Origin of the sequence: Arenimonas sp., assembly GCF_047602345.1 — a bacterium.
Lineage (GTDB): Bacteria > Pseudomonadota > Gammaproteobacteria > Xanthomonadales > Xanthomonadaceae > Arenimonas.
Map to the genome: position 1 here is coordinate 1 of NZ_JASGHN010000007.1, position 25,877 is coordinate 25,877.

At 64.4% G+C, this 25,877-nt stretch carries 19 protein-coding genes and 7 pseudogenes; 17 read left to right on the plus strand and 9 right to left on the minus strand.

From position 1 onward, the window contains the following. From secY to QM707_RS10590, 9 genes and pseudogenes are all read left to right on the plus strand, one after another. Positions 1 to 195, plus strand: a pseudogene (gene secY / locus QM707_RS10550) (preprotein translocase subunit SecY); the annotation flags it as partial. 282 nt (positions 196 to 477) lie between these two features. Next, positions 478 to 834: a 30S ribosomal protein S13 gene (rpsM, locus tag QM707_RS10555; RefSeq protein WP_415000508.1), complete on the plus strand. Its 357-nt coding sequence runs from the start codon at positions 478 to 480 to the stop codon at positions 832 to 834. Between the two features lie 9 nt (positions 835 to 843). Next, positions 844 to 1,234: pseudogene (gene rpsK, locus QM707_RS10560) on the plus strand (30S ribosomal protein S11). A 20-nt stretch (positions 1,235 to 1,254) separates the two neighbouring features. After that, positions 1,255 to 1,879: pseudogene (rpsD, locus tag QM707_RS10565) on the plus strand (30S ribosomal protein S4). A 24-nt stretch (positions 1,880 to 1,903) separates the two neighbouring features. Further along, positions 1,904 to 2,900: pseudogene (locus QM707_RS10570) on the plus strand (DNA-directed RNA polymerase subunit alpha). A 72-nt stretch (positions 2,901 to 2,972) separates the two neighbouring features. Beyond that, positions 2,973 to 3,359, plus strand: a complete 387-nt coding sequence (gene rplQ / locus QM707_RS10575) for a 50S ribosomal protein L17 (protein WP_415001840.1) — start codon at positions 2,973 to 2,975, stop codon at positions 3,357 to 3,359. A 188-nt stretch (positions 3,360 to 3,547) separates the two neighbouring features. Next, positions 3,548 to 3,985, plus strand: a complete 438-nt coding sequence (locus QM707_RS10580; RefSeq protein ID WP_415001841.1) for a disulfide bond formation protein B — start codon at positions 3,548 to 3,550, stop codon at positions 3,983 to 3,985. A 67-nt stretch (positions 3,986 to 4,052) separates the two neighbouring features. After that, positions 4,053 to 5,447 (plus strand): class II 3-deoxy-7-phosphoheptulonate synthase, encoded by a 1,395-nt coding sequence (locus tag QM707_RS10585; RefSeq protein WP_415001842.1) that lies wholly within the window; start codon positions 4,053 to 4,055, stop codon positions 5,445 to 5,447. Continuing rightward, positions 5,447 to 6,652 carry a WD40/YVTN/BNR-like repeat-containing protein gene (locus QM707_RS10590; protein WP_415001843.1) on the plus strand — a complete coding sequence of 402 codons (1,206 nt, stop codon included), beginning with the start codon at positions 5,447 to 5,449 and terminating at the stop codon, positions 6,650 to 6,652. Before QM707_RS10585 ends, QM707_RS10590 begins: the two co-directional genes overlap by 1 nt. A 38-nt stretch (positions 6,653 to 6,690) precedes the next feature. Here QM707_RS10590 and QM707_RS10595 read toward each other — a convergent pair whose 3' ends face one another. From QM707_RS10595 to typA, 3 genes are all read right to left on the minus strand, one after another. Next, a complete protein-coding gene (locus QM707_RS10595) occupies positions 6,691 to 8,280 on the minus strand; it encodes an amidase (RefSeq protein ID WP_415001844.1) in 1,590 nt (529 codons plus the stop codon). A 2-nt stretch (positions 8,281 to 8,282) separates the two neighbouring features. After that, positions 8,283 to 8,717, minus strand: a complete 435-nt coding sequence (locus tag QM707_RS10600) for a VOC family protein (protein ID WP_415001845.1) — start codon at positions 8,715 to 8,717, stop codon at positions 8,283 to 8,285. Positions 8,718 to 8,828: 111 nt separating this feature from the next. Further along, positions 8,829 to 10,670: a translational GTPase TypA gene (gene typA, locus QM707_RS10605; protein WP_415001846.1), complete on the minus strand. Its 1,842-nt coding sequence runs from the start codon at positions 10,668 to 10,670 to the stop codon at positions 8,829 to 8,831. Positions 10,671 to 10,827: 157 nt separating this feature from the next. On the opposite strand from typA, the gene QM707_RS10610 reads away from it, so the two are divergent. Continuing rightward, positions 10,828 to 11,331 (plus strand): peptidylprolyl isomerase, encoded by a 504-nt coding sequence (locus QM707_RS10610; protein WP_415001847.1) that lies wholly within the window; start codon positions 10,828 to 10,830, stop codon positions 11,329 to 11,331. A 66-nt stretch (positions 11,332 to 11,397) separates the two neighbouring features. Here the strand turns inward: QM707_RS10610 and QM707_RS10615 are convergent, their stop codons facing one another. Genes QM707_RS10615 through QM707_RS10625 form a run of 3 tightly spaced genes read right to left on the minus strand, consistent with a single transcriptional unit; the run spans position 11,398 to position 13,891 of the window. Beyond that, entirely contained in the window at positions 11,398 to 11,985 is a 588-nt protein-coding gene (locus tag QM707_RS10615; protein WP_415001848.1) for a hypothetical protein, read from the minus strand. After that, positions 11,982 to 13,100: a M48 family metalloprotease gene (locus QM707_RS10620; RefSeq protein WP_415001849.1), complete on the minus strand. Its 1,119-nt coding sequence runs from the start codon at positions 13,098 to 13,100 to the stop codon at positions 11,982 to 11,984. The genes QM707_RS10615 and QM707_RS10620 overlap by 4 nt, the downstream gene beginning before the upstream one ends. 53 nt (positions 13,101 to 13,153) lie before the next feature. Continuing rightward, the gene (locus QM707_RS10625; protein ID WP_415001850.1) at positions 13,154 to 13,891 is read right to left on the minus strand and encodes a hypothetical protein; all 738 of its coding nucleotides are present in this window, start codon (positions 13,889 to 13,891) and stop codon (positions 13,154 to 13,156) included. Between the two features lie 150 nt (positions 13,892 to 14,041). On the opposite strand from QM707_RS10625, the gene QM707_RS10630 reads away from it, so the two are divergent. Genes QM707_RS10630 through prpC form a run of 4 tightly spaced genes read left to right on the plus strand, consistent with a single transcriptional unit; the run spans position 14,042 to position 18,383 of the window. Next, positions 14,042 to 15,241 carry an aminotransferase class I/II-fold pyridoxal phosphate-dependent enzyme gene (locus QM707_RS10630; protein ID WP_415001851.1) on the plus strand — a complete coding sequence of 400 codons (1,200 nt, stop codon included), beginning with the start codon at positions 14,042 to 14,044 and terminating at the stop codon, positions 15,239 to 15,241. Positions 15,242 to 15,289: 48 nt separating this feature from the next. After that, positions 15,290 to 16,276: a malate dehydrogenase gene (locus QM707_RS10635; RefSeq protein WP_415001852.1), complete on the plus strand. Its 987-nt coding sequence runs from the start codon at positions 15,290 to 15,292 to the stop codon at positions 16,274 to 16,276. Positions 16,277 to 16,333: 57 nt separating this feature from the next. Continuing rightward, a complete protein-coding gene (gene prpB / locus QM707_RS10640) occupies positions 16,334 to 17,221 on the plus strand; it encodes a methylisocitrate lyase (RefSeq protein ID WP_415001853.1) in 888 nt (295 codons plus the stop codon). A gap of 10 nt (positions 17,222 to 17,231) precedes the next feature. After that, on the plus strand, positions 17,232 to 18,383 hold the full coding sequence (gene prpC / locus QM707_RS10645) for a 2-methylcitrate synthase (protein WP_415001854.1): 1,152 nt from the start codon (positions 17,232 to 17,234) through the stop codon (positions 18,381 to 18,383). A gap of 72 nt (positions 18,384 to 18,455) precedes the next feature. Here prpC and QM707_RS10650 read toward each other — a convergent pair whose 3' ends face one another. Both QM707_RS10650 and QM707_RS10655 read right to left on the minus strand, forming a co-directional pair. Beyond that, positions 18,456 to 18,905 (minus strand): cell wall hydrolase, encoded by a 450-nt coding sequence (locus QM707_RS10650; protein WP_415001855.1) that lies wholly within the window; start codon positions 18,903 to 18,905, stop codon positions 18,456 to 18,458. Positions 18,906 to 19,281: 376 nt separating this feature from the next. After that, complete coding sequence (locus QM707_RS10655) at positions 19,282 to 21,309, minus strand: FAD-dependent oxidoreductase (RefSeq protein ID WP_415001856.1); 2,028 nt, start codon at positions 21,307 to 21,309, stop codon at positions 19,282 to 19,284. Positions 21,310 to 21,460: 151 nt separating this feature from the next. Here QM707_RS10655 and QM707_RS10660 point away from each other — a divergent pair, with 151 nt between their 5' ends. The 3 genes and pseudogenes from QM707_RS10660 to QM707_RS10670 form a co-directional block, all read left to right on the plus strand. Continuing rightward, positions 21,461 to 22,909 (plus strand): bifunctional 2-methylcitrate dehydratase/aconitate hydratase, encoded by a 1,449-nt coding sequence (locus QM707_RS10660; protein WP_415001857.1) that lies wholly within the window; start codon positions 21,461 to 21,463, stop codon positions 22,907 to 22,909. A gap of 146 nt (positions 22,910 to 23,055) precedes the next feature. Then, positions 23,056 to 24,155, plus strand: a pseudogene (locus tag QM707_RS10665) (OmpA family protein). Positions 24,156 to 24,529: 374 nt separating this feature from the next. Continuing rightward, positions 24,530 to 24,717 (plus strand): annotated as a pseudogene (locus QM707_RS10670) (hypothetical protein); the annotation flags it as partial. A gap of 46 nt (positions 24,718 to 24,763) precedes the next feature. On the opposite strand, the pseudogene QM707_RS10675 reads toward QM707_RS10670, so the two are convergent. Beyond that, positions 24,764 to 25,796 (minus strand): annotated as a pseudogene (locus tag QM707_RS10675) (SAM-dependent methyltransferase). Between the last annotated feature and the right edge of the window lie 81 nt (positions 25,797 to 25,877).

Here is a 25,877-nt window from a genome sequence, read left to right on the forward strand (position 1 = left end):
CTGATGCCGGAAGTGCTCCGGGCCTGGCTGAATGTACCGTTCTACTTCGGTGGCACCTCGCTGCTGATCGTCGTCGTGGTCGTGATGGATTTCACCTCGCAGATTCAGGCCCACCTGATGTCTCATCAGTACGAAAGCCTGATGAAGAAAGCGAATTTGAAGGGCGGCACCCCCCGCGGCGGTATCCGGGGGTAAGTCGTCGCGTGGCGCCGCGGCAGAGCCCGCAGCGACCACATTGATGGGCGACCCGTACGACGGCTTTGCGTACGGGTGAGCCGGGGTTCCGTCCCTGCGCTGGAGTAGCGCGGGGTTGCCGGGAGGGGAGTCCTCTCCCAGGCAGACTCCCGGTTCGTCGCCGGAGCATGGGCACACTCCCCATGCCGGGTTTTCGGGCTTCGGCCCGGGGACTTCCTAGGAATCCGAAGCCCTGCTATACTTTTCGATTCATTGCGCTCAATTCGTTTTGGAGATCGCCTCATGGCGCGCATCGCGGGTGTCAACCTGCCTGTCCAGAAGCATGTCTGGGTAGGCCTTCAAAGTATCTTTGGCATCGGCCGTACCCGGTCGAAGCTGGTTTGTGGCAGCGCGGGCGTCAGCCCGAACACCAAGATCCGCGACTTGACCGAATCCGAGGTCGAGAAGCTGCGCGCCGAAGTCGGCAAGTACGTCGTCGAGGGCGATCTGCGTCGTGAAGTCGGCATCTCGATCAAGCGCCTGATGGATCTGGGCTGCTATCGCGGCCTGCGTCACCGTCGCGGCTTGCCGCTGCGCGGCCAGCGCACCCGCACCAATGCCCGTACCCGCAAGGGTCCGCGCAAAGCCATCAAGAAGTAAGGGCGAGCCATGAACAAGCCTGTTGCCAAGGTCAAGAAGAAGATCAAGCGCGTCGTCACCGACTCCGTGCCCACGTCCATGCTCTCTTTCAACAACACCATCGTCACGATCACCGAATCGCCAGGGCAATGCCCTGAGCTGGGCCACCTCCGGTGGCGCCGGTTTCCGCGGTTCGCGCAAGTCCACCCCGTTTGCGGCCCAGGTCGCTGCCGAGAAGGCCGGCAAAGCCGCGCTGGACTACGGCGTGAAGACCTTGGAAGTCCGCATTGAGGGTCCGGGTCCGGGTCGCGAATCGGCCGTGCGTTCGCTGAACGCTTGCGGCTACAAGATCATGAACATCATCGACGTCACGCCGATTCCGCATAACGGCTGCCGTCCGCCCAAGAAGCGTCGCGTCTAAGGGCAGGGAGATCAAATCAAATGGCACGTTATATCGGTCCCACCTGTAAGCTCGCCCGTCGCGAAGGTGCTGACCTAGCCTGAAGTCGCCGGCTCGCGCCATCGACTCCAAGTGCAAGCTCGAGCAGAAGCCCGGCCAGCACGGCCCGGTCGCCAAGAAGGGAAGCTGTCCGACTACGCCACCCAGCTTCGCGAGAAGCAGAAGGTCAGCGCATCTACGGCTTGCTCGAGCGTCAGTTCCGCAACTATTACGCCAAGGCTGCCGGTCGCAAGGGCATACTGGCGAGACCTTGCTGCAGATGCTCGAACAGCGTCTGGACAACGTGGTGTATCCATGGGTTTCGCGGTCACCCGCCCGCAGGCTCGTCAGCTCGTTTCGCACAAGGGCGTCCTGGTGAACGGCAAGTCCGTCAACCTGCCGTCCTACCAGGTCAAGGCCGGCGACAGCATCCAGTTGTCCGAGCGCGCGCAGAAGCACCTCAACGTGCAGGAAGCGCTGACCGTCGCCCAGCAGATGGACCTCGTTCCGAGCTGGTGCGAAGTCGACGCGAAGAAGTTCTCTGGTGTCTTCAAGGCCGTGCCGGATCGCGCCGACCTGCCTTCGGACATCAACGAAGCCCTGATCGTCGAGCTGTATTCGAAGTAATCCTCTCCAGGAGTGTCATTGTTCATGACGTTTTCTGCCCACCAGGTGCTGCGTCCGCGCGGCCCCAACATTGAGCGCCTCGGCGCCAATCGCGCCAAAGTCGTGATCGAACCGCTGGAGCGTGGCTACGGCCAATCGCTGGGCAATGCCCTGCGTCGCGTGCTCCTGTCCTCGATCCCCGGCTATGCGATCACCGAAGTCGAGATCGACGGCGTGCTGCACGAGTACACGACGGTCGAAAGGTCTGCAGGAAGACGTGCTCGAGGTTCTGCTGAACCTCAAGGACGTCGCCATCCGCATGCAGAACGTCGAGCACACCACCCTGAGCCTGCAGAAGAAGGGCCAGGGTATCGTGACCGCCGCCGACATCAAGACCGATCACAACGTCGAGATCCTCAACACCGACCACGTGATCTGCACCCTCACCGAGGACATGGCGCTGAACATGCGCCTGAAGATCGAGCGCGGTTTCGGCTACCAGCCGGCCACCGCTCGTCGTCGTCCGGATGAGGAAACCCGTACCATCGGTCGCCTGATGCTCGACGCCAGTTTCTCGCCGGTCCGCCGCGTGGCGTACTCGGTCGAAGCGGCCCGCGTCGAACAGCGCACCGACCTCGACAAGCTGGTGCTGGACATCGAGACCAACGGCACGATCGATGCCGAGGACGCGATCCGCACGGCTGCCGACATCCTGACGGACCAGCTGTCGGTGTTTGGCGACTTCACCCAGCGCGAGCGTGGCCCGGCCAAATCGGCCGTTGCCGGCGTCGACCCGGTGCTGTTGCGCCCGATCGACGATCTCGAGCTGACGGTGCGTTCGGCCAACTGCCTGAAGGCCGAAAACATCTATTACATCGGCGACCTGATCCAGCGTACCGAGGTCAAGCTGCTGAAGACCCCGAACCTGGGCAAGAAGTCGCTCACCGAGATCAAGGAAGTCCTCGCGCAGCGCGGCCTCTCCCTCGGCATGAAGCTGGAAAACTGGCCGCCGGCCGGTCTCCAGCAGGGCATGATGGGCTGAGATACACGCGGATTTGTCCGCAAAAGCCCGGCCATCCTTGGCCGGGGATTTTAAAATCAAGGAATCACGACCATGCGTCACCGTAACTCTGGCCGTAACTTCAGCCGTACTACCGCCCATCGCGAAGCGATGTTCTCCAACATGGCCGCGTCGCTGATCAAGCACGAGCTGATCCGCACCACGCTGCCGAAGGCCAAGGAACTGCGCCGGGTCGCCGAGCCGCTGATCACGATGGCCAAGACCGATGGCGTGGCCAATCGCCGCCTGGCGATGTCGCGCCTGAAGGACAAGGAAGCCGTCGGCAAGCTGTTCGTCGAGATCGGCCCGCGCTACAAGGCCCGTCCGGGCGGCTACCTGCGCATCCTCAAGTGCGGTTTCCGCGCTGGCGACAACGCGCCGATGGCGTACGTCGAGCTGGTCGACCGTCCGCAGGCCACCGCGGTGGCCACGGCCGAGTAAGCGCTTTCGGCTTCAGTCAAAAAAACCCCGGCCTTGGCCGGGGTTTTTTTCGCCGTCTTTCGCAACTTCGCTCGCTCCGCTAAGGTCGCACGTGAGCTGGAACAACGACGCCCGGACCATGAGCCCCAATCCCTTCCGTTGGAACTTTCGCGCCCAGATGTTGCTGGGTCTTCGTTTGCTGCGCCGCGTTGCTGGGCTATGCCCTGCATGTGCAGTACAACATGCTGATGTTTCCTTGCCCGCTCTGCATCCTGCAGCGGATCGCATTCGTGGCCATGGGAATCCTGTTCCTGCTCGCCGGCCTGCATAGCCCCGGCCCGTTCGGGCGAAAGGTCTACGGCCTTCTGATCGCGCTGGCAGCGGCAGCGGGCGCTGGCGTCGCCGCCTGGCATCTGAACATCCAGTACATGCCCACGAGCGAGATCGCCATGTGCTCTGGCCTCGGCCTGGATTACATGCTTGAGGCATTGCCTCTGCAGGAGGTCATCCAGCGCGTCTTTACCCCGTCGGGCGAATGCGCCCGGATCGATTGGAAGCTCTTCGGTCTGTCGATGCCGGGATGGACGCTGCTCTGGTATCTCGGCCTGGGCGTCGGCACGCTCTGGGCCGCATTCAGGAAGCGCTGAGCCGGCCGAGTATTTGCTCCAGAGCGGCTCGTGCGATGATCGAAGGCCGCCCAGCCCCGCCGCCTTCATGAACGCCAGCGATCGCCCCCTGCAACCCGTAGCGATGCCCGAAGACTGGTCGCCGGCGAGCTGGCGCGCGCGTCATGCTTCGCAGCAGCCAGTCTATCCCGACGAAACGGCGTTGGCGGCCGTGCAGGGCGAATTGTCGCAGTTGCCCCCGCTGGTGACTTCGTGGGAGATCCTGGCGCTCAAGAAGCAATTGGCCGAGGCCCAGGAGGGCAGGCGCTTCCTGCTGCAGGGCGGCGACTGTGCCGAGAGTTTTTCCGATTGCGAATCGGGCCTCATCTCGAACCGATTGAAAGTGCTGCTGCAGATCAGCCTCGTGCTAGTCCATGGCCTGCGCCTGCCGGTCGTGCGCGTGGGCAGGTTCGCCGGACAGTACGCCAAGCCGCGTTCCACCGATACCGAGACGCGCGACGGGATCACGCTGCCGAGCTATCGCGGCGATTTCATCAACCAGCCCGAATTCACCACCGAAGCGCGCGTGCCGGACCCGCGCCGCATGGTCAAAGGCCATGCGCGTTCGGCGATGACGATGAATTTCGTACGCGCCTTGATCGACGGCGGTTTTGCCGACCTGCATCACCCCGAGTACTGGGACCTGGGCTGGGTCGGGCATTCGCCGCTGTCGAACGAGTATCGCCGCATGGTTTCGGCGGTCGGCGACGCGGTGAAGTTCATGGAGACGATCTCGGGCGAGGCGCTGCACAACCTCAACCGGGCCGATTTCTACACTTCGCACGAAGCACTACTACTGCCCTACGAAGAAGCGCTGACGCGCCAGGTCCCGCGGCAATGGGGCTGGTTCAATCTGAGTACGCATTACCCGTGGATCGGCATGCGCACGGCCTCGACCGACGATGCGCACGTGGAATATTTCCGCGGCCTGCGCAACCCGATCGCGGTGAAGGTCGGTCCTTCAGTCACTTCCGAGCAGCTATTGCGCCTGATCGATGTATTGAACCCGGACAACGAACCAGGGCGCTTGAGCCTGATCCAGCGCATGGGTGCTTCCAAGGTGGCCGAAAAGTTGCCGCCGTTGATTGCCGCCGTGCAGCGCGAGGGAAAACGCGTCTTGTGGGTTTGCGATCCGATGCATGGCAATACCGAGAGCACGTCGAACGGCTACAAGACGCGCCGCTTCGACAATATCCGTAGCGAACTCGAGCAGAGCTTCGACCTGCACGCCGCGAACGGCTCGCGTCTCGGTGGCGTACACCTGGAGTTGACCGGCGAGAACGTTACCGAATGCCTGGGCGGTGCGCGCGAGCTCACCGAAGCCGACCTCGAACGCGCCTATCGTTCGACGGTGGATCCGCGTCTGAACTACGAACAATCGCTCGAGATCGCGATGTTGATCGTGCGCAAGCAGGGGCAGATCGCCGCGCCCGCGAAGGCTTGATGTCGATGCGACGATCTCTCGTCGCAGCGATTTCGTGCCTGCTCCTGTCATTCGCTGCTGCGGGGCAGGACGTTTCGCATGCGCCAGAGGACCAGGCTCCCGAGATCGAAGTCCTCGTTTCGCCGGTGACGGTGCGTCTACGCGGCCTGTCCGCCGTCGACGAGAACACTGCCTGGGCCAGCGGCCGCGAAGGCACGGTGCTGCGCACGATCGATGCCGGCAAGACCTGGTCGGTGTTCAAGGTGCCGGGCGCGGAGAAACTGGATTTTCGCGATGTCGAGGGATTCAGCGCCAAAGAAGCGGTAGTCCTCAGCATCGGACCGGGAGAAGATTCGCGCGTCTATCGCACCAGCGATGCAGGAAAGACTTGGATTCTCGCGTTGCAGAATCGCGATCCGAGAGCCTTCTTCGATTGCTTTGATTTCGAAGGCAACGAAGGGCGTCTGTTGGGCGATCCGATCGATGGTCGGTTTCAGCTGTTGGCCACGAAGGATCGCGGCAGATCCTGGGCTGCAGTGCAAGGGCCCGAAGCCGTTCAAGGCGAAGCCGCATTTGCCGCGAGCGGTACTTGCGTATTGCTCGAATCACAGCGCTTGCTGTCCGATTCGATTGAGCATGAGGTGCTGATGACTGTCGTGGCATCGGGCGGCGATGCTGCACGCCTGCACTGGCACCGACAGATGCCTGGTAGCAAATCGAACTGGTTGGCTAGCGAGATCGATGAAAGCCCCAAAGCTGCATCAGCCGGATTCTTCTCGATCGCCTCGGGAAAGCTCGGCCGACTCGTTGTCGGCGGAGATTTCCAGCGTGAGGCAGAGCCCGGGCGGGCCATTGTCCTGGGAGTTGGCGCCATGCACTACGGGGTCGATACCAATCGTACGACTCCGGCCCACTACCGCCGTTCGGAGAACGAGGAGGAACTTGTTCCGGAGCGCAGAATTCAGGATGTCAAAGTGGCGACATTCCCGTCGGTTCGGGAAGCGATATCGCCGCCGGGCTATCGCTCAAGCGTGGCTTGTAGCGCTGATCGCCCCCTGTGCGTCGCGACCGGGCCTAGTGGTAGCGACTCCTGGGATGGCAAGCAGTGGTCCTCGCTGGCTGGTGCGGGCTACGACAGCGTGGATGTCGCCAGCAGCGTCTTCTGGTTCAGCGGCGACAACGGCCGCCTGGGTCGTCTCGTCTTGCCGGAAGTAACGAAGCCGTAAGTGCTGCCCGTATCGGGCAGCACCGCCGAGCGATCGAATCAGAGCGACGGCTTGTATTCCGGTGCCTTGCGCGCCTTCGTCTTCTGCTCGAACGCGAAGGCGAAACCCAGCAGTTCCGGTTCGCTGTACGGGCGGCCCATGAAGGTGAGTCCGATCGGCAGGCCTTGCACGTTGCCCGACGGCACTGAAATGCTGGGCGTTCCCGCCACGGCGGCCATGCCGTAACCCGCACCGACGAAGTGGTCGCCCAGCACGTGATCCGTCGGCCAGGCCGGCGACATGCTCGGCGCGATCAGCGCATCGAGGTGCTGCCCGTCCAATGTCGCCAGCAGGCCTTCCTTGCCGGCGAGGCGCCGCGCGTCGTCGCGCGCCTTCAGATAGGCCGCATCCGATGTCGGACCCTTCGCCTGCGCCTGCTCGAAGATTTCCTGGGCGAAGATCGGCATGGTTTCGTCGGAGTGCGCCTTGTTCCACGCGATCAGCGCTTCCAGCGAGACCTGCGGCGAACCGCTGCGTTTCAGGTAGGCGTTCAGGCCATCCTTGAATTCGTACAGCAGCACCTCGTATTCCGGCTTGTCCCATTCGCCGTAGGTAGGGATCTTCACGTCGATCACTTCGGCGCCAGCGGCTTTCAACGCAGCGATGGACGACTCCATCATTGCATCGACCGCAGGATGGAAGCCCATTGTCTGTCGCACCACGCCGAAGCGCTTGCCCTTGAGCGCGTCGGGTTTCAGGAAGGCACGATAGTCGCTGGGGATGTTGCCCGTGGCCGGATGGCCGAACGGATCGTTCTCGTCGACGCCGGCCATCGCATTGAGCAGCAGGGCGGCATCGGCGACTGTCCGCGTCATCGGGCCGGCCGTGTCCTGCGAGATCGAGATCGGGATGATGCCGTTGCGGCTGACCAGGCCGACCGTCGGTTTCAGACCGACAAGCGCGGCGACGGAGGCCGGACAGATGATGCTGCCGTCGGTCTCGGTGCCGACGCCGAAAGCGGCGAGACTCGCGGCGATCGCCGTTCCCGTACCGGAACTCGATCCGCAGGGATTTCGATCGAGCGCGTACGGGTTCTTCGTCTGGCCACCGCGCGAGCTCCAGCCCGAGGTCGAGCGCGTCGAGCGGAAGTTCGCCCATTCGGAAAGATTGGTCTTGCCCAGGATCACCGCGCCTGCGGCGCGCAGGCGCGCGACCACGAACGCATCCTGTTTGGGCCGGTTGTCGGCCATCGCCAACGAACCTGCCGAGTTGGCCATGCCGACCGCATCGATGTTGTCCTTCAACAGGATCGGCAGACCATGCAGCGCCCCGCGCGTCTTGCCGGCCTTGCGTTCGGCATCGAGCGCATCGGCTTCCTTCAACGCGTCGGGGTTGAGCTCGATCACCGAGTTGAGCGAGGGGCCATCCTTGTCGATCTTCGCGATCCGGTCCAGATAGGCCTGCGTCAGGTCGTGCGAACTCAATGAGCCCGCTGCCATCCTCTCGGCTGCGTCGGCAGCGCTGAGTTCGACGACATCCACCTTCGGCGCGGCAGGCTTGCCGCCGGCGGGCCCGGATGTGCCGGTGGGCGAGGGTTTGCAGCTGGAGGCCAGCAGGACGATGCCGGCGATGACGATGAGTCGACGCATGTTCAGTCCTCGGTGGATTCGTTGGAGTCGGGAATCAGATCCTGGCCGAACCACAACACGTGGCCGTCCGGATCGCGAACCTGGAATTCGCGCATGTCGTAGAAGCTGTCGCGCATCGGCGTCGGTGCGAAGCCTTCACGCACGCAACGCTCGTGGTCGGCGGCGACGTCGGTCGTGCGCAGGCAATAGATGGCGGCCCAGCCCAGGCATTCGGGTTCAGACTCGGCCATCGGGTCGCCCACGCGCAGGGAAGAATGGGGGCCGCCGCTTTCGGACAACATCAGTTCCGAATCGCCGAGTCGCATACAGGCCCAGCGCCATTCCTTGAGCCGCTCCTCGCCGCTGACGAGCTCGAAGCCGGCCGCGCGCCGGTAGAAATCGACGCTGCGCTCGACGTCGCTGACGTTCAGCATCGGAGTCAGGCGGCTCTTGGCCAAGCGGATGCTCCCCGAAAACGACAAGGCCCGGGACATCGCTGTCCCGGGCCTGCGAAGTATTGCGCGGTCGTCCGGTGGCCGCAACGGCGGCCGCCCGGCGGGCGCGAGGTCTCAGACGCGACCGGCGCGCTTGCGATCGACTTCGGTGCGCAACTTCTTGCGCAGGCGGATCTGTACCGGCGTCACTTCCACGAGCTCGTCGTCGTCGATGAACTCCAGCGCCTGTTCCAGCGAGAACTTCACCGGGGGAATCAGCCCTTCGTCATCGTCCTTGCCGGAGGCGCGGAAGTTGGTGAGCTGCTTGCCGCGCAGTGCGTTCACCGTCAGGTCGTTGTCCTTCGCATGGATGCCGACGATCTGACCTTCGTAGATTTCTTCGCCCGGCTCGATCATCAGGCGGCCGCGCTCCTGCATGGCGGACTGCGCGTACGCCGGCGAGGGGCCGGTGCCATTGGAAATCAGCACGCCGTTCTGGCGCTGGCCGATGTCGCCTTCGGCCTTCGGACCGTAGTGATCGAAGACGTGGAAGAGCAGGCCGGTGCCGGCGGTGATGGTGCGGAATTCGGTCTGGAAACCGATCAGGCCACGCGCCGGAATCAGGAAGTCGAGACGGACGCGACCCTTGCCGTCGGGCTCCATGTTCTGCATCAAGGCCTTGCGCTCGCCGAGGCGCTGCATGACGCCGCCCTGGAACTGCTCTTCGAGGTCGACCACCAGGGACTCGTACGGCTCCATCTTCTGGCCGTCGATGTCCTTGATGATCACTTCCGGGCGCGACACGGCCAGTTCATAACCTTCGCGGCGCATGGTTTCGATCAGGATCGACAGATGCAGTTCGCCACGACCGCTGACCTTGAACTTGTCGGCGTCTTCCGTGTCCTCGACCTTCAGCGCCACGTTGTGCTGGGTCTCGCGCACGAGGCGGTCGCGCAGCTGGCGCGAGGTCAGGAACTTGCCTCCGCTGCGATCCTTGACGCCGGCGAAGGGCGAGTTGTTCACCTGGAAGGTCATGCTGATGGTCGGTTCGTCGACCTTCAGCACCGGCAGCTGTTCCACCGCGGTCGGATCGCATAGGGTTTCCGAAATGCCGAGGCCTTCGACGCCGGAGAGGGCGACGATATCGCCGGCCTGTGCCTCCTTCACCTCATGGCGCTCCAGGCCCATGAAGCCGAGCACCTGCAGCACTTTCGCGTTGCGCGTCTTGCCTTCGCGATCGACCACGGTCACCGGCATGTTCGTGCGGATCTTGCCGCGCTGGATGCGGCCGACGCCGATGATGCCGACATAGTTGTTGTAGTCGAGCGAAGTCACGCGCATCTGGAACGGACCGTCCATGTCGACCGGCGGCGGCGCCACGTGCTTGATGATGGCTTCGAACAGCGGGGTCATGTCGCCGCTGCGAACGCTGTCGTCCAGGCCGGCGTAACCGTGCAGGGCCGAGGCATAGACGATCGGGAAATCGAGCTGCTCGTCGGTCGCGCCGAGGCGGTCGAACAGGTCGAAGGTCTGGTTGATGACCCAGTCGGGGCGCGCACCGGGGCGATCCACCTTGTTGACGACGACGATCGGCTTGAAGCCCATCGCGAACGCCTTCTGGGTGACGAAGCGCGTTTGCGGCATGGGGCCGTCCATCGCATCGACCAGGATCAGCACCGAATCGACCATCGACAGCACGCGCTCCACTTCACCGCCGAAGTCGGCGTGGCCCGGGGTGTCGACGATGTTGATGCGGTATTCCTGGCCGTCCGGCGCGGTCCAGCGGATCGCCGTGTTCTTGGACAGGATCGTGATGCCGCGTTCCTTTTCCAGGTCGTTGCTGTCCATCACGCGGTCGGCGATCTGGGCGCGCTCGCTGAACGTGCCCGACTGCTTGAGCAGCTGGTCGACGAGGGTGGTCTTGCCGTGGTCGACGTGGGCGACGATGGCGATGTTGCGGAGATTCTGGATGGACATGCGCGGGCGCGCCGGGCGGCGCAACAGGCTGGGAAGGGAGCCGACTATTGTACCCCGTCCCGGCGGTCCATGCCGCCTTCGGTCATACTAGGCAACTGCACCCGACATGCCGGTTCGTTCAGGCGGTCGGGGGCCCCACCCTAAACCGGAGCCCTTCATGTCCGACCTGATCGCCACCTTCGACACCGCCCGCGGCCCGATCCGCGTGAAGCTGCACCCGGAAAAAGCGCCGCTGACCGTCGCCAATTTCGTCAATCTCGCCAAGCGCGGTTACTACGATGGCCTGAACTTCCATCGCGTCATCGCCGATTTCATGATCCAGGGCGGTTGCCCGGAAGGCAGCGGCCGCGGCGGTCCGGGCTACCGTTTCGAGGATGAGGTCGGTACCGGCCTGTCGCACAGGCGTGGCGTGCTGTCGATGGCCAATGCCGGCCCGTCGACCAACGGCAGCCAGTTCTTCATCACCCATGTCGATTGCCCCTGGCTGGATGGCAAGCACACTGTGTTCGGCACCGTGCTCGAAGGCCAGGACATTGTCGATGCGGTTCGCCAGGGCGAGAAGATCGCCCATGTCACGGTCAGCGGCGATGCCGACGGCGCAATCGCCGCCAAGGCCGATCGCGTGGCGGAGTGGAACAAGGTTCTCGACGCGCGCGCCTGATCGCATCGCGCCAAGCGAAGGAGGCCGCGTTCGCTCGTGCGACGCGGCCTTCGCCGTTTCAGGAAGTCATTCGACGAACCGGATCGAGGCGATCATGCGTTCGACCGCGGCGGCATCGCGATCGTAGTAATGCTCGCGCGGCGCGGCCCAGTAAAAGTGGGTCAATTTCCCGTTGCGCTCGATGGCGCCGAACATCGCCTTGTAGATCAAACCATTGCCGATGGTCATGGTTGCTTCGAAGCGAAGGCCTTCCGCGTTGCCGAATCGCACAGGCCTCAGGTTGGTGGCTTGGATGTTGCTCCACCCACTGCCGCGCATCGCGTCCAGCAGGACGTCGCGAATCTCGTCCGGGCGCATGCCTGGGCGGTACCAGGGACCGTCCGGCCGGCTCTTGCGTTCGCGTGCCTGCAACAGCACATGCTCTTTCGGTTTGACGTTCGAGTACACGACGAAGCGGTTCAGCAGCGCGCCATCGATGGTCCAAAGCTCCTGACGCGGGGCGCGTTCCCGCGCCCAGTCGAGACTGGTATCCATCTGCATGTCGAACGCGCGGACGCCGTCGCCGGCCGGCACCAGGCGCGTGCCGGTGCCGGAACAGGCGACCAACACGAGCAACAGGCAGGCGCAGGCCGCATTGCGAAGGAACCGGGTCATGGGTTCACCTCCAGTTCTTCCAGGTAGCGTTCGACGAAAGCGCGATCCTGCGCCTGCGGTTCGAGTTCGAGATAGCGCCTGAAGGCAGCGGCGGCGGGCTTCCTGTCGCCGTCGGCCTTCAGCGCCATGCCATGTTCGCGCCAGGCTTGGGGCGGCGCGCCGGCCTGCCCGACGGCTTCGGCGTAGAGGCCGTCGGCGAGGTCCTGGTCGCCGGGCTTGTTCCTGCGTCGGTAGGCTTCGCCGAGGTAGAAGCTGTACAGGCCCGATCGTTCGGCAGGCGCGGTCGTCCGCAACAGGCCGATCGCTTCCACGGAGGTGGAGTACATGCGGCGAGTGAGTTCGTTTTCGAGCCAATGCTCGACGAAGGACGCGGTCGCCGCCAGGAAACGCTCGCGACCGAGTTCGTTCTGCGTCGTCGCCGCCGCGTCGGCGGCCGCTTTCAGATCGTCGCGGCGTTCGCGCGTCTGCGGGTGGCTGGCAAAAGCCGGGAGGGGTTTACCGTAGTCGCGCGCTTCCTCCTCGCGCACCATGCCGTCCCAGAGCTTCACGCCCGAATGCGGGTCGTAGCCGAGCGCGAGCATTCGCTCGAGGCCGATGCGATCGGCTTCGCGCTCCTTGTCGCGGCTGAACTTGCTCATGCTGGCGATGCCCGCGATGTTGGCCACCATGCCGGCGACGCCGAAACCCGTGCCTGTGGCGAGTACCCCGAAGGTGCTGAGGAAGGCCGAGCTGCGCTTGAGCTTGCGCCATTGCTGCAGCGTGTGGCGTTCGCGGTAATGCCCGAACTCGTGCCCGACCACGAGTGCGAGATCGGCCTCGTTCTGCATGCGCAGCAGGGCGCCGGTCCAAACCACCATCATGCCGTTCGGCGCCATCGATGCGTTGAACCACGGCATGTCGACGATGTAGATGCGCAGGTCCCGGCAGTAGTCGCCGACGACCTTGCAGGTGACGTCGCGCACATAGGCATTCAGGGCGGGGTCGCGCACCAACTGGGGGGATCGTTGCAGCTCGAGCTCGATGCGCCCCATGGCGTACCAGAGCTCGTCCTCGTCCGTGCCGGCCAGCGGCCGTTCGCCCGGTTGCGTGCTGGGAATGGCATCGGTCGCGCTCACCGGGGCGCAACACGCGGTTGCCAACAGCAAAGCCACGGCCTGCAGTGCGGTCCTCACAAGGGCAGGCCTTTCAGCAGGTGTCCGGCCGTCGCGGTCGCGCCCTGCCGGTCGCGCAGATCGCCGGTTTGCCGGGCGAGGAAATTGAACCAGACCACTTGTCCCGTCCGCAGGTCGACGAGCGTGGTCACGCCAACCTGCGTGCCGCCGCCGATGTCGCCGCCCAGGAGGAGAAGGGCGGCTATGCGCAGCGCCTTGCGCCCGCCACTGGTGTAGCTGTCGCGCACCAGGGTGAACAGGGCGTAGTCCGCGCCGGTCGTCTTGCGCAGTTCCTCGACACCCGGCCCCAGACTCCAATCGAGCGTCTTGCCCTCCTTCGTCGCGAGTTGGTTACCGGGCAGGGTGTAGGCCAGGATGCTGAAGGAGACGGCCTCGTTCAACCGCAGTACCTGGCCGAGCCGAGATTCGGGCGGCAGATCGGTCGGGATCAGGTAATCCGGAAGTTGCGGCGTCTTGGCGGCGGCCAGGCGCTCCTTGACTGCGGCGGGATAGAGGCGGCGAGCCGCCTCGGTCCATTCCTTGCGCGGTTCGGCGATGCCGCCGGCGAGCACTTCCGACAATTCGATGTCCGGTTCGATCACGACCACACTGCCGGAAATGCGGATCGGCTGGCCGTTGGCGTCCGTCGCCACGCGGTTCTGGTTGTAGGCCGCCGCCGCCATAGGCAGAAGCAACAGCGCGAGCAGCACGACACTGCGGACAAGAAAGCGGGGTAAGGCACGGTCTGGTCGCATGGGTTCCTCCGTCGCCAACGTAGCCAAGGCTGCCCCGGTCCCCGCGCGCTGCGCAAGCCCCGGCCGGGGAAGGGTGCTGTGCTACAATTCTGCGGCTTTTCCAGCCGCGTTTTGCTCCTTCTCCCACCCCGAAAATCACCGAGGTAAGCGATGCTTCAGCTTGCGGGACGCATGGGCCGCGCCAAGCCCAGCGCGATCATGGCCGTCGCCGAGAAAGCCAAGGCCCTCAAGGCCGCCGGTCGCGACATCATCTCCTTCTCCATCGGCGTCCCGAACTTCCTGCCGGGACCGCACGTGTACGAGGCTGCGGCAGCGGCTCTGCAGAAGGATTCGGGCCAGTACGGGTCCAATCGCGGCAGCGACGCGTTGCTCGACGCTTTCCTCAAGCACATCGAAGCCATTGGCCTGACCGGTTACACGCGCGCCAACTGCGCGACCGGCATCGGCGCCAAGCATGTGCTCTATAACTTGGCGGAGGCCCTGCTCGACGAAGGCGACACTATCGCCTATGCGGTCCCTTACTGGACCACTTACGCCGACATCGCCGACATCTGCAATGCGAAATCGCTCGAACTGCCGTGCCCGGCCAGCCAGAACTACAAGCTGACGCCGGCCCAGCTCGACGCCGCGCTGGCGCAGAAGCCGAAAGTCTTCCTGTTCAACAACCCGAACAATCCGACCGGCATGGCCTACACGGGCGCCGAGATCGATGCGTTGGCGGACGTCATCGCGAAGTATCCGGACACCTGGATCATCACCGACGACATCTACAACCGCATGGTGTTCGACGGCATCGGCTACCGCAATTTCGTGCAGTCGCGCCCCGAGCTGCGCGATCGCGTCATCTTCGTCGATTCCTTGTCGAAGACCTACGGCATGCCGGGTTGGCGCGTCGGCTTCATCGCCGGCCCCGAGATGGTCGCCAAGGCCCTCACCACGCTCAACTCCAATCACATCACCAATATCCCCGAAGTGGTCACCGCCGCGGCCATCGCCGCGCTGACCGGCCCGCAGGATGTGCCGACGCAGAAGAACCTCGAGTTCCAGGCCAAGCGCGACCAGGTGCTGGCGGTGATGAATTCGATCCCCGGCGTCGTCTGCCCGAAACCGCAGGGCGCGTTCTACGTGTTCCCTGACATTTCCTGCGCCTTCGGCAAATCGCATGGCGGCAAAAAGATCGAGAACGACGTCGACCTGTGCAATGCGCTGCTCGAAGCCAAGGGCGTGGCCTGCGTGCCGGGCTCTGCGTTCGGCGAGCCGCGCGCGCTGCGCATTTCCTACACCTGTCCGACCGCGCAGTTGCCGGAAGGGCTGAAGCGTTTCCAGGAATTCTTTGCCGAACTGGCGTAACCATTCTGCGGGCCCGGATCGGGCCCGCGTTTCATCCAGGAGAGACCCATGAAGACCCCCGTCCGCGTCGCCGTTACCGGTGCTGCCGGCCAGATCGGCTATTCCCTGCTGTTCCGCATCGCCTCCGGCGAAATGCTCGGCAAGGATCAGCCGGTCATTCTGCAGATGCTTGAACTGCCGATGGAAAAAGCCCAGGCCGCGCTGAAGGGCGTGATGATGGAGCTGGAAGACTGCGCGTTCCCGCTGCTGGCCGGCATGGTCGGCACGGACGATCCCGAGGTCGCGTTCAAGGATGCCGATGTCGCGCTGTTGGTGGGTGCGCGTCCGCGCGGCCCGGGTATGGAGCGCAAGGACCTGCTGCTCGAGAACGCGAAGATCTTCACCGTGCAGGGCGCGGCGCTGAACAAAGTGGCTTCGCGTAACGTGAAGGTGCTGGTGGTCGGCAACCCGGCCAACACCAATGCCTATATCGCGATGAAGTCCGCGCCGGATCTCGATCCGAAGAACTTCACCGCGATGCTGCGCCTCGACCACAACCGCGCGCTGTCGCAGCTGGCTATCAAGGCCGGCGTCGACGTGGCCGGTATCGAGAAGCTGGTCGTCTGGGGAAACCATAGCCCGACGATGTATCCGGATTACCGTTTCGCGACGGTCGGCGGCGCTTCGCTGAAGGACAAGATCGGCGACGAGGGCTGGAATCGCGAGACGTTCATCCCGAAGGTCGGCAAGCGCGGCGCGGCGATCATCGAAGCGCGCGGCCTGAGTTCGGCCGCCTCGGCCGCGAACGCCGCCATCGACCACGTGCGCGACTGGGTGCTCGGCACCGGCGGCAAGTGGGCCACGATGGGTATCCCGTCGGACGGCAGCTACGGCATTCCGAAGGACGTGATGTATGGCTTCCCGGTGACCTGCAAGGATGGCAAGTACGAGATCGTGCAAGGCTTGGCCATCGACGACTACAGTCGCGAGATGATGAACAAGACGCTGGCCGAACTCGAGGAAGAACGCGCTGGCGTCGCCAGCCTTCTGGGTTGATGCACGGATGAAAGGAAGGCGGCCTTAGGGCCGCCTTCGTGTTTGCAAGGAGTGGCAATGACGCAATCGAATTCCAATGGCGCGCGATTTCGTGCTGCGGTGCGAGAGGAATCTCCTCTGCAAGTGATGGGCGCGATCACCGCCTACGCCGGCCTGATGGCCAAGCGCACCGGTTACAAGGCGTTGTACCTTTCGGGCGGCGGCGTCGCCGCCAACTCGCTGGGCGTGCCGGACCTCGGCATCAGCACGATGGAAGACGTGCTGACCGATGCGCGCCGCATCGTCGATGCGACGGGCATGCCCTTGCTGGTCGATATCGATACCGGCTGGGGTGGCGCTTTCAACATCGGCCGAACGATCAAGTCTTTCATCAACGTCGGCGTCGCCGCCGTGCATATGGAAGACCAGGTCGGGCAGAAGCGTTGCGGGCACCGGCCGGGCAAGGAGGTGGTGACGAAGGCCGAAATGGTCGATCGCATCAAGGCGGCCGTCGACGCGCGCACCGACGATTCGTTCGTGCTGATGGCGCGCACGGACGCGGCCGCGGTGGAAGGGCTCAATGCCGCGATCGAACGCGCCGTCGCCTATGTCGAAGCGGGCGCCGACATGGTTTTCCCGGAGGCGATGAAGACGCTGGACGACTACCGTCGCGTCAAGGCGGCCGTGAAAGTGCCCATCCTCGCCAACCTGACCGAGTTCGGCTCGACCCCGTTCTTCACGACGGACGATCTGCGCGGCGCCGGCGTGGACATCGCGCTGTATTGCTGCGGCGCCTACCGGGCGATGAACAAGGCGGCGCTGCATTTCTACGAGACCGTGCGCCGCGAGGGCACGCAGAAGAACATCATCGACACGCTGCAGACGCGCGCCGAACTGTACGACTTCCTCGGCTACCACGCCTACGAAGACAAGCTCGATGCATTGTTCGCCCGGGACAAGGAGTGAGGGTCAAGACATGAGCGAAACCAACCAGGTACTTCCCAAAGCCAAGAAGTCCGTCGCCCTCAGCGGCACGGCCGCGGGCAACACCGCGCTTTGCACTGTCGGGCGCAGCGGCAACGACCTGCATTACCGCGGTTACGACATCCACGATCTCGCGACGAAGTCGACTTTCGAGGAAGTCGCGCACTTGCTCGTGCATGGAAGCTTGCCGACGGCATCGCAGCTGCGCGCCTACCGTACCAAGCTCAAGCGCCTGCGCGGCCTGCCGGCCATCGTGACCGATGCGCTTGAGCTGGTGCCGGCCAATGCCCATCCGATGGACGTCATGCGCACCGGTTGTTCGGTCCTCGGCACCGTGCTGCCCGAGCGCGACACGCACCCGGAATCGGAGGCTCGCGATATCGCCGATCGCTTGATGGCCAGTTTCGGTTCGATGCTGCTGTACTGGTGGCACTTCACCCGCAGCGGTCGCCGCATCGAATGCGAGACCGACGACGAAACCATCGCCGCGCATTTCCTGCACCTGCTGCACGGCGAGCCGCCGAGCGAACTGCACGCCCGTTCGCTCGATCGTTCGCTGATCCTGTACGCCGAGCATGAGTTCAATGCCAGCACGTTCACCGCACGCGTCATCGCCGGTACCGGTTCGGACATCTTCAGCTGCATCACCGGTGCGGTCGGCGCCTTGCGCGGCCCGAAACACGGCGGCGCCAACGAAGTGGCCATGGACATCATCGCGCGTTACGACAGCGCCGATGCCGCCGAGGCCGACATCCGCGCTCGCGTCGAGCGCAAGGAAATCGTGATCGGCTTCGGCCACCCGGTTTACACGGTCGGCGATCCGCGCAACCCGATCATCAAGGAAATCTCGCGTGCGTTGTGCAAGGACGGCGGAAACCATAACCTGTTCGACGTCAGCGAGCGCATCGAGACCCTGATGTGGGACATGAAGAAAATGTTCCCGAACCTCGACTGGTTCAGCGCTTCGGCCTACCACATGATGGGAATCCCGACGCCGATGTTCACGCCGCTTTTCGTCATCGCCCGCACCAGCGGCTGGAGCGCGCACGTGATCGAGCAACGTCAGGACGGCAAGATCATCCGACCCAGCGCGAACTACACGGGTCCGGAAGATCGCGACTATGTGCCGATCGAAAAGCGCTGATTCGCGCGCTTCCGCCAGAACGACAAAGCCGCCCGAGGGCGGCTTTGTTTTTCCGCTGGCGTCAGCGGGGGATCAGGGCGACAACCGGTCGACGCGATAGAAGGTATGCGAACCGATCGTGGCGACGGTCGGATAGTGGCGCCAGGATGGGCTGGCATAACGCAGCGCGGCGAAATGGCTGGCGCCGGGCACGACCTCATGACGGTCGGCGATGGGCTGCTCCCAGTTCTGCTGCGTCTTGAACGCGACATCCATCGCCTGCTGCCAGGCTTCCAGGTTGCCCATGCGGAAATTGGGATTCACCAGCGTCGGCGCGAACTGCTTGGGAGCGGTCACGACCTCGCAAACCGACTCGCCCCAACGGCCGTCTTCGCGACGGCGCAGCGCCACTTCGGCCACGGCGCGCTGGCCGAGTTCGGACTGGTCGCGGGCCTCGAGGTAGACGGTAGTCGCCAGGCACAGCGGGTCGGCGGCCGACTGGGGAAGAAGACTGGCCAGCCACATCAGGAAAGACAACTTCATGGCGATTCCTTGCTCCGTAGGTCCGCACTTCATCCGGGCCCTGGTAGGCGCCCGTTCGAGCGGGATACGACGTGTTGGGGACGGACGAGCCGAGCTCGCATTCCTCGCCGCGTTCTTGGTAGGGCGGCTACGGAAACCCCAACCAAAGCCATGCAGGCGGGGCCACGTTCGACCACCCTCGGGGTGGTTCGGCGCGCATCCTAAAGGCGAAAAGCCAATGTTTCCTGAACCGATCGTTATAAATGATTGATTTTGCTGGAGCCAATGCTCAAAAGCCGCTCCTAAACCCCCGGTAGTACTGGGTTTCTCAGCGCCGCCGCGATTCGTTCATGAATGTGAAATTACAGGCGTTCGCCTGCACTCTGGCCCGCCGATCTCAGAAAACTGCGGCGAGTCGGCTGCCTTGGTTGATGGCCCGCTTGGCATCAAGCTCGGCGGCGACATCGGCACCGCCGATCAAATGCGGCGCCTTGCCCAATGCTTGCAGCTCGGCTTGCAGTTCACGCAGCGGCTCCTGTCCCGCGCAGACAACCACGGTATCCACAGGCAGCACTTGCTCCTGGTCGCCGATGCGGATCCGCAGCCCTTCGTCGTCCACGCCCAGATATTCGACCCCGCCCAGCATCTGGACCTTCTTGGCTTTCAGGGTGGAGCGATGGATCCAGCCGGTCGTCTTGCCCAGGCGCGCGCCGGGCTTGCCGGCGGAGCGCTGCAGCAACCAGACCTGTCGTTCCGGCGCTTCAGGCTGCGGCTTGGCGAGTGCGCCGGGGCCTTCGAAGTCCGGACGCACACCCCATTCGTGCATCCAGCGCGGCGTGTCCACGCTGGGCGAGGGTGCGTCCTGGACGAGGAACTCGGCCACGTCGAAACCGATGCCGCCGGCGCCGATCAGCGCGACTTTCTCGCCAGCGCGCACGCGCCCGGTCAGTACATCTATATAGGTGCAGACCTTGGCGTGGTCGGCACCCGGGAACTGCACCTTGCGCGGCGCGATACCGGTGGCCAGCACGATTTCGTCGAAACCGCCCTGCGCCAGTTCCGGCGCCGACACGCGCCGGCCCAGTTGCTGCTCGACGCCATGCAGTCGCAGTTGTTCGCCGAAGTAGCGCAAGGTCTCGTGGAACTCTTCCTTGCCGGGAATGCGCTTAGCCAGGTTGAACTGGCCGCCGATCTCGGCCGCGCCATCGAACAGGGTGACGCGGTGACCGCGTTCGGCCGCGACCGTGGCGCAGGCGAGACCGGCGGGGCCGGCGCCGACGACGGCGATCTTCCGCGGTGTCGCCGTCCGGACGTAATTGAGCTCGGTTTCCGCGCAGGCGCGTGGATTCACCAGGCAGCTCGCCGTGCGGTTGGTGAAGGTGTGGTCCAGGCAGGCCTGATTGCAGGCGATGCAGGTATTGATACGTTCGCTGCGGCCTTCGCGCGCCTTCGCGACCCAGCGGGGATCCGCCAGAAGGGGGCGCGCCATCGACACCATGTCGACTTGGCCACCGGCCAGGATGCGTTCGGCCACCTCCGGCATGTTGATGCGATTGGTCGCGACCAGTGGAATGTGCACGTGCGGTTTCAGTTTTGCCGTCACGCCGGCGAAGGCGGCCCGCGGTACCGAGGTGGCGATGGTCGGCACGCGTGCCTCGTGCCAGCCGATGCCGGTATTGATGATGGTCGCCCCGGCCGCTTCGATCGCCTTCGCCTGCATCACGATTTCGTCCCAGTCCGATCCGCCGGGAACGAGCTCGAGCATGGACAGGCGATAGATGAGGATGAAATCCGGCCCGCAGGCTTCGCGGATGCGGCGGACGATTTCGACCGCGAAGCGCATGCGTTTTTCCGGCGTGCCGCCCCAGGCGTCTTCGCGCGTATTGGTGCGCGCGCTGAGGAACTGGTTGATCAGATAGCCTTCCGAGCCCATCACTTCGACGCCGTCGTAACCGGCGTCGCGGGCAAGGCGCGCCGAATTGACGAAGGCGCGGATCTGGCGCTCCACGCCGCGCGCGCTCAACCCGCGCGGCTTGAACGGGTTGATCGGCGATTGCAGCGATGTGGCGGACACCGTGAAGGGGTGATACCCGTAGCGGCCGGCGTGCAGGATCTGCAGGCAGATGCGGCTGCCCGCGTCGTGCACGGCCTTCGTCACGATTCGGTGCTTGTGGATTTCCCAGGGCCAGCTGAGCTTGGCGGCGAATGGTTTCAGCCAGCCCACCAGATTGGGCGAAACGCCGCCGGTGACCATCAGTCCGACACCGCCCTCGGCGCGCTCGCGGAAATAGGCGGCGAGCTTGGGAAAGTCGCGGCTGCGATCCTCCAGGCCGGTATGCATCGAACCCATCAGCACGCGATTGGGCAGGGTGCAGAAACCGAGGTCCAAGGGGGCGAACAGATGGGGGTAGGCGGAGGCGGTCATCCGGATACGCAGGCGTAGGGCAGGGCGGAACGATGCCCGGAATGCGTCGTGCATACAAGCCGAGTTGCGCGCCGGGGCCAAGGCGCGGAAACCGCCGGGCCCGACGTTAATCTGGCAAAATATCGCGCTTTCGCCACCGTCCGAGACTGCCATGAGCCAGCACGACATCCGTTCCGCCAAGCGCCCCGATCCCGACCAGGCCATGGTGGATATCGCCAACTACGTGGTCGACTACTACGTCGGCTCGCCCGAGGCCTATACGACGGCCCGCTACATGCTGCTCGATTCCCTCGGCTGCTCGATGCTGGCGATGAAGCACCCCGAATGCGTCAAGCACCTGGGCCCGCTGGTTCCCGGTGCGACCCTGGCCGGTGGCGCCCGCGTCCCGGGCACCTCGTTCGAGCTCGACCCCGTGCAGGCCGCCTACAACATCGGCGTCCAGGTGCGTTGGCTGGACTTCAACGACACCTGGCTGGCGGCGGAGTGGGGCCATCCCTCGGACAACCTCGGCGCCATCCTGGCCGTGGCCGATTACATGAGCCGCAAGGCCGAGCGCGAAGGCGGCAAGCCCGTGCTGGTGCGCGATGTGCTCGCCGCCGCCATCAAGGCGCATGAGATCCAGGGCAGCTATGCCTTGCAGAACAGCTTCAATCGCGTCGGCCTCGACCATGTCATCCTGGTTCGCCTTGCTTCCACTGCCGTCACTACCCACATGCTGGGCGGCGGCAAGGAAGAGATCATCAATGCCGTCAGCCACAGCTGGATCGACGGCGGTGCATTGCGCACCTATCGCCACGCCCCGAACGCCGGCCCGCGCAAGAGCTGGGCGGCGGGCGACGCCTGCCGTCGCGCGGTGACGCATGCCTTGAACGCGGTGAAGGGTTGCGTCGGCTATCCGAGCGCGCTGACCGCGAAGACCTGGGGCTTCTACGACGTCCTGTTCAAGGGCAAGGCCTTCGAATTCGAGCGCCCGTTCGGCAGCTACGTGATGGAGAACGTCCTGTTCAAGATCAGCTTCCCGGCCGAGTTCCACGCCCAGACGGCGGTGGAATGCGCCATGCAGCTGCACTCGCAGGTCGCCGGCAGGATCGACCAGATCGAACGCATCGAGCTGGAAACGCAGGAAGCGGGCGTGCGCATCATCGACAAGACCGGCCCCCTGGCCAACTACGCCGACCGCGATCACTGCCTGCAGTACATGGTGGCCGTGCCGTTGATCTTCGGCCGCCTGACCGCCGACGATTACACCGATGCCGTGGCCGCCGATCCGCGTATCGATGCCGTGCGTTCCAAGATGACGGTGAAGGAGAACCCGCAGTTCACGGCCGACTATTTCGACCCCGAAAAGCGTTACATCGGCAATTCGATCCAGGTCTTCTTCAAGGACGGCAGCAGCACCGACAAGGTTTCGATCGACTACCCGATCGGTCATCGGAACCGCCGCGGCGAAGGCATCCCGGGCCTGCTGGACAAGTTCGAAGCGGCCCTGGGCGGTCATCTGCCGGCCCGCCGGGTCCAGCAGATCCTGGCCCTGACCCAGGACACGTCCCGCTTCGAATCGACCCCCGTCCACCGCTTCCTGGACCTGTTCGCGGTCTAAGGGCCAATCTTGGCACCGGGGAGGCGATTTGTTATGTTGGTAGTTAACGCCCGGTGGGATATCTAGGACGTTGACGGCGACCGGTCAGGCTTCGAGCCGACCGGCGCCGCAAGACCAATTTCTCTAGTGCAATGGAGTTGAACATCATGAAGAAGAAGCTTCTGTGTTGCGCCCTGCTCGGCGCCCTCGGCATGGCCCAGGCTGCGTCGGCCCAGGACTACGACGATCGTTGGTATGTGACCGGCGGTGGCGGCATCAAGTACACCGATCGCGATCGCGAGACCAGCGACGATCCGATGTTTGCTCTCGGTTTCGGCAAGTTCATCAACCAGAACGTCTCGCTCGATGTCCAGCTGGACTGGAGCAAGCACGACAACGGCGCCTTCATCAGCAATGGCCCGCCGCTGTTCGACGGCGACCCGGCCGATTGGACGATGACCGGCCTGACCGTGGTCGGCCGCTACCATTTCTGGCGTAGCGAAAACCGCAACTGGTGGCCCTACTTGGCCGCTGGCGTGGGCGTGCAGCACCACGACGAAAGCCTTTACAACTTCGTCAACCAGGACGAGACCAACTTCCTCGCTTCGCTCGGTACCGGCGTGCAGATGCAGTTCAGCAACTGGAGCGCCCGCGCTGAAGTCGGCCTGCGCTACGACGCGGACGACAACAGCTTTGCCGCCCCCGGCGACGACTATTTCGTCGATGGCTACGCGATGATCCAGGCGATGATGCCGATCGGTTCGCGCGCCGAGCCGACCCCGACTCCGACGCCGGCTCCGGAAAAGACCTGCGCCGATCTCGATGACGACGGCGACGGCGTCAACAACTGCAATGATCGCTGCCCGTATTTTTCGCTGCCGGTCAGGCCATCGGTCCGGACGGTTGCCCGGTTCCGCTGACCATCGACCTGCGCGGCGTGAACTTCGACTTCGACAAGGACACGCTGCGTCCCGACGCCATCGCGATCCTCGACGAGGCGGTGTCGATCCTGAACAAGTATCCGGAACTGCGCGTTGAAGTCGCCGGCCACACCGACGAGTGCGGCGCCGATGGCTACAACGAAGGCCTGTCCGGTCGTCGTGCCCGCGTGGTGTACGACTACCTGACCGGTCACGGCGTGAATGCCGGTCGTCTGTCCGGTCCGAACGGCTACGGCGAAAACCGTCCGCTCGAGCAGCTGGGCGATGCGTTCCCGGCGTGCAAGAGCGAGAAGAACCGTCGCACCGAGCTGAACGTTCAGAACTGATCGTCTGTTCCAGCGTTGATCTGCGAAGCCCGGCTCCGGCCGGGCTTCGTTTTTTGTTGCCTCGTCTCGTCCGCGCCGGCTATCCTGCCCCCGGACTCCAGGAGACGGCGCCCGTGAAACCGCTATCGATGATCTTCTGCCTCGGCCTGTGCGCCACCGGCTTGCCCGTCGCCGCACAGACTGCAGTGGCGCGGCTCCGCCGGACTTGAGCGGCATTTCGGCGGCGGCTCCGGAGACGTGGCAGGCGCCGGCCCTCAAGTCCGGCGGTCGAATGTGCGCTCACCGCACAGTTCGTCATCGAGCGCGCACGCCGTCAGGCGGCGATGCCAACGCCGGCCCCCGTACAGGGCAGCGCCTGGTGTTATCTGAACACCTACGTGCCGAAAACCCAGTTCGACAATACGCCCTGGCGTTTCGACATGACCAGTACGGCAAGCGCATGACGGCCGAAGAGTTCGATGCCTGGATGAAGGCGAGGATCGGCGTCGCCAAGGGCAAGCCCGCGGATGCAGCGCCGGCGGCGACTGCGCCCGCCCCGGCGCAGAACGCGCAAGGCAACTGAGCGTCGACGCAATGCGCGTGTCGGGCCAGGCCCGACGCGCCTCGACTCAAGTCTTCGCGAAGCGATAGTGCGCGACCAGCCATTCGCGCCCACCGTCGTAACCGAATAGCTCGGCGCAAGCCATCCAGAACATCCGCCAGCGCTGGTGCCAGCGTTGCGCATCGGCATCGCCGTAGGCTTCGCGCAACACGGCGAGGACCTCGTCGCGATGCCGGTCCTGGTTCGCCAGCCAATGGTCAGCTGCGCGCCGGCAACGCGTTCCCGGAAGCAACCAGCGTTGTTGCAGCGGCAGATGGGTCTGGGCATCGACCAAGGTATCGGCCGAGGGCATCAGGCCGCCGGTGAAGAAGTGCCGGCCCATCCAGTTGTCCTCGCCTTCGGTTTCGAAGGGATACATCAACTGGCGGTGGCAGAAGATGTGCGCGAAGAGCATGCCGCCTGGTTCGAGCCAACCGCGGATGCGGCCGAACAGACTGTCGTAGTTGCGCATGTGCTCGAACATCTCGATCGAAACGCAACGATCGGATTGCCCTTCCGCCAGTTGCAAGCGATTCACGTCGCAGGTCACGACCCGCACGTGCATCCAGCCGCGCTTGCGGCACTGCGCCTCGATGTGTTCGCGCTGGCCGTTCGAATTCGAAACCGCCGTGATGCGTGCGTTGGGATAGCGCTCGGCCATCCACAAGGTCAGCGAACCCCAACCGCAGCCGAGCTCCAGTATCTGCTGGCCATCGGATAACTGTGCCCGCTCGCCGTACAGCGCGAGCATCGCTTCTTCCGCCTCGTCCAGCGTTTCGCGGCCGGTGGGGGTAGTAGCAACTCGAATACTTCAGGCGCCGGCCAAGGCAGAGCTGGAAGAAACGCGTCGGAACTTCGTAGTGCTGTTCGTTCGCCGCCGCCGTTTCGATGGCGATCGGACTTTCGCCCAGCCGGGCGAGCAACTCGCGATAGCGACGTTGAGCCAGCGCCGCGTCCCGTGCGCCTTCGTCCTTCAGCCGTTGTGCGCAGAGGCGTCGGATGCCGTAGCGGGTGAGGGCGTCCGGGACCAGCCCGCGTTCGCAAAGATCGATCATTGCCATGGAGACTCCGTCGGATTCATGCCGCTTTCGGTGGCCAAGGGAAGAACGCGCTGACTTCCCGCTGGTACCGGCGATAGTCGT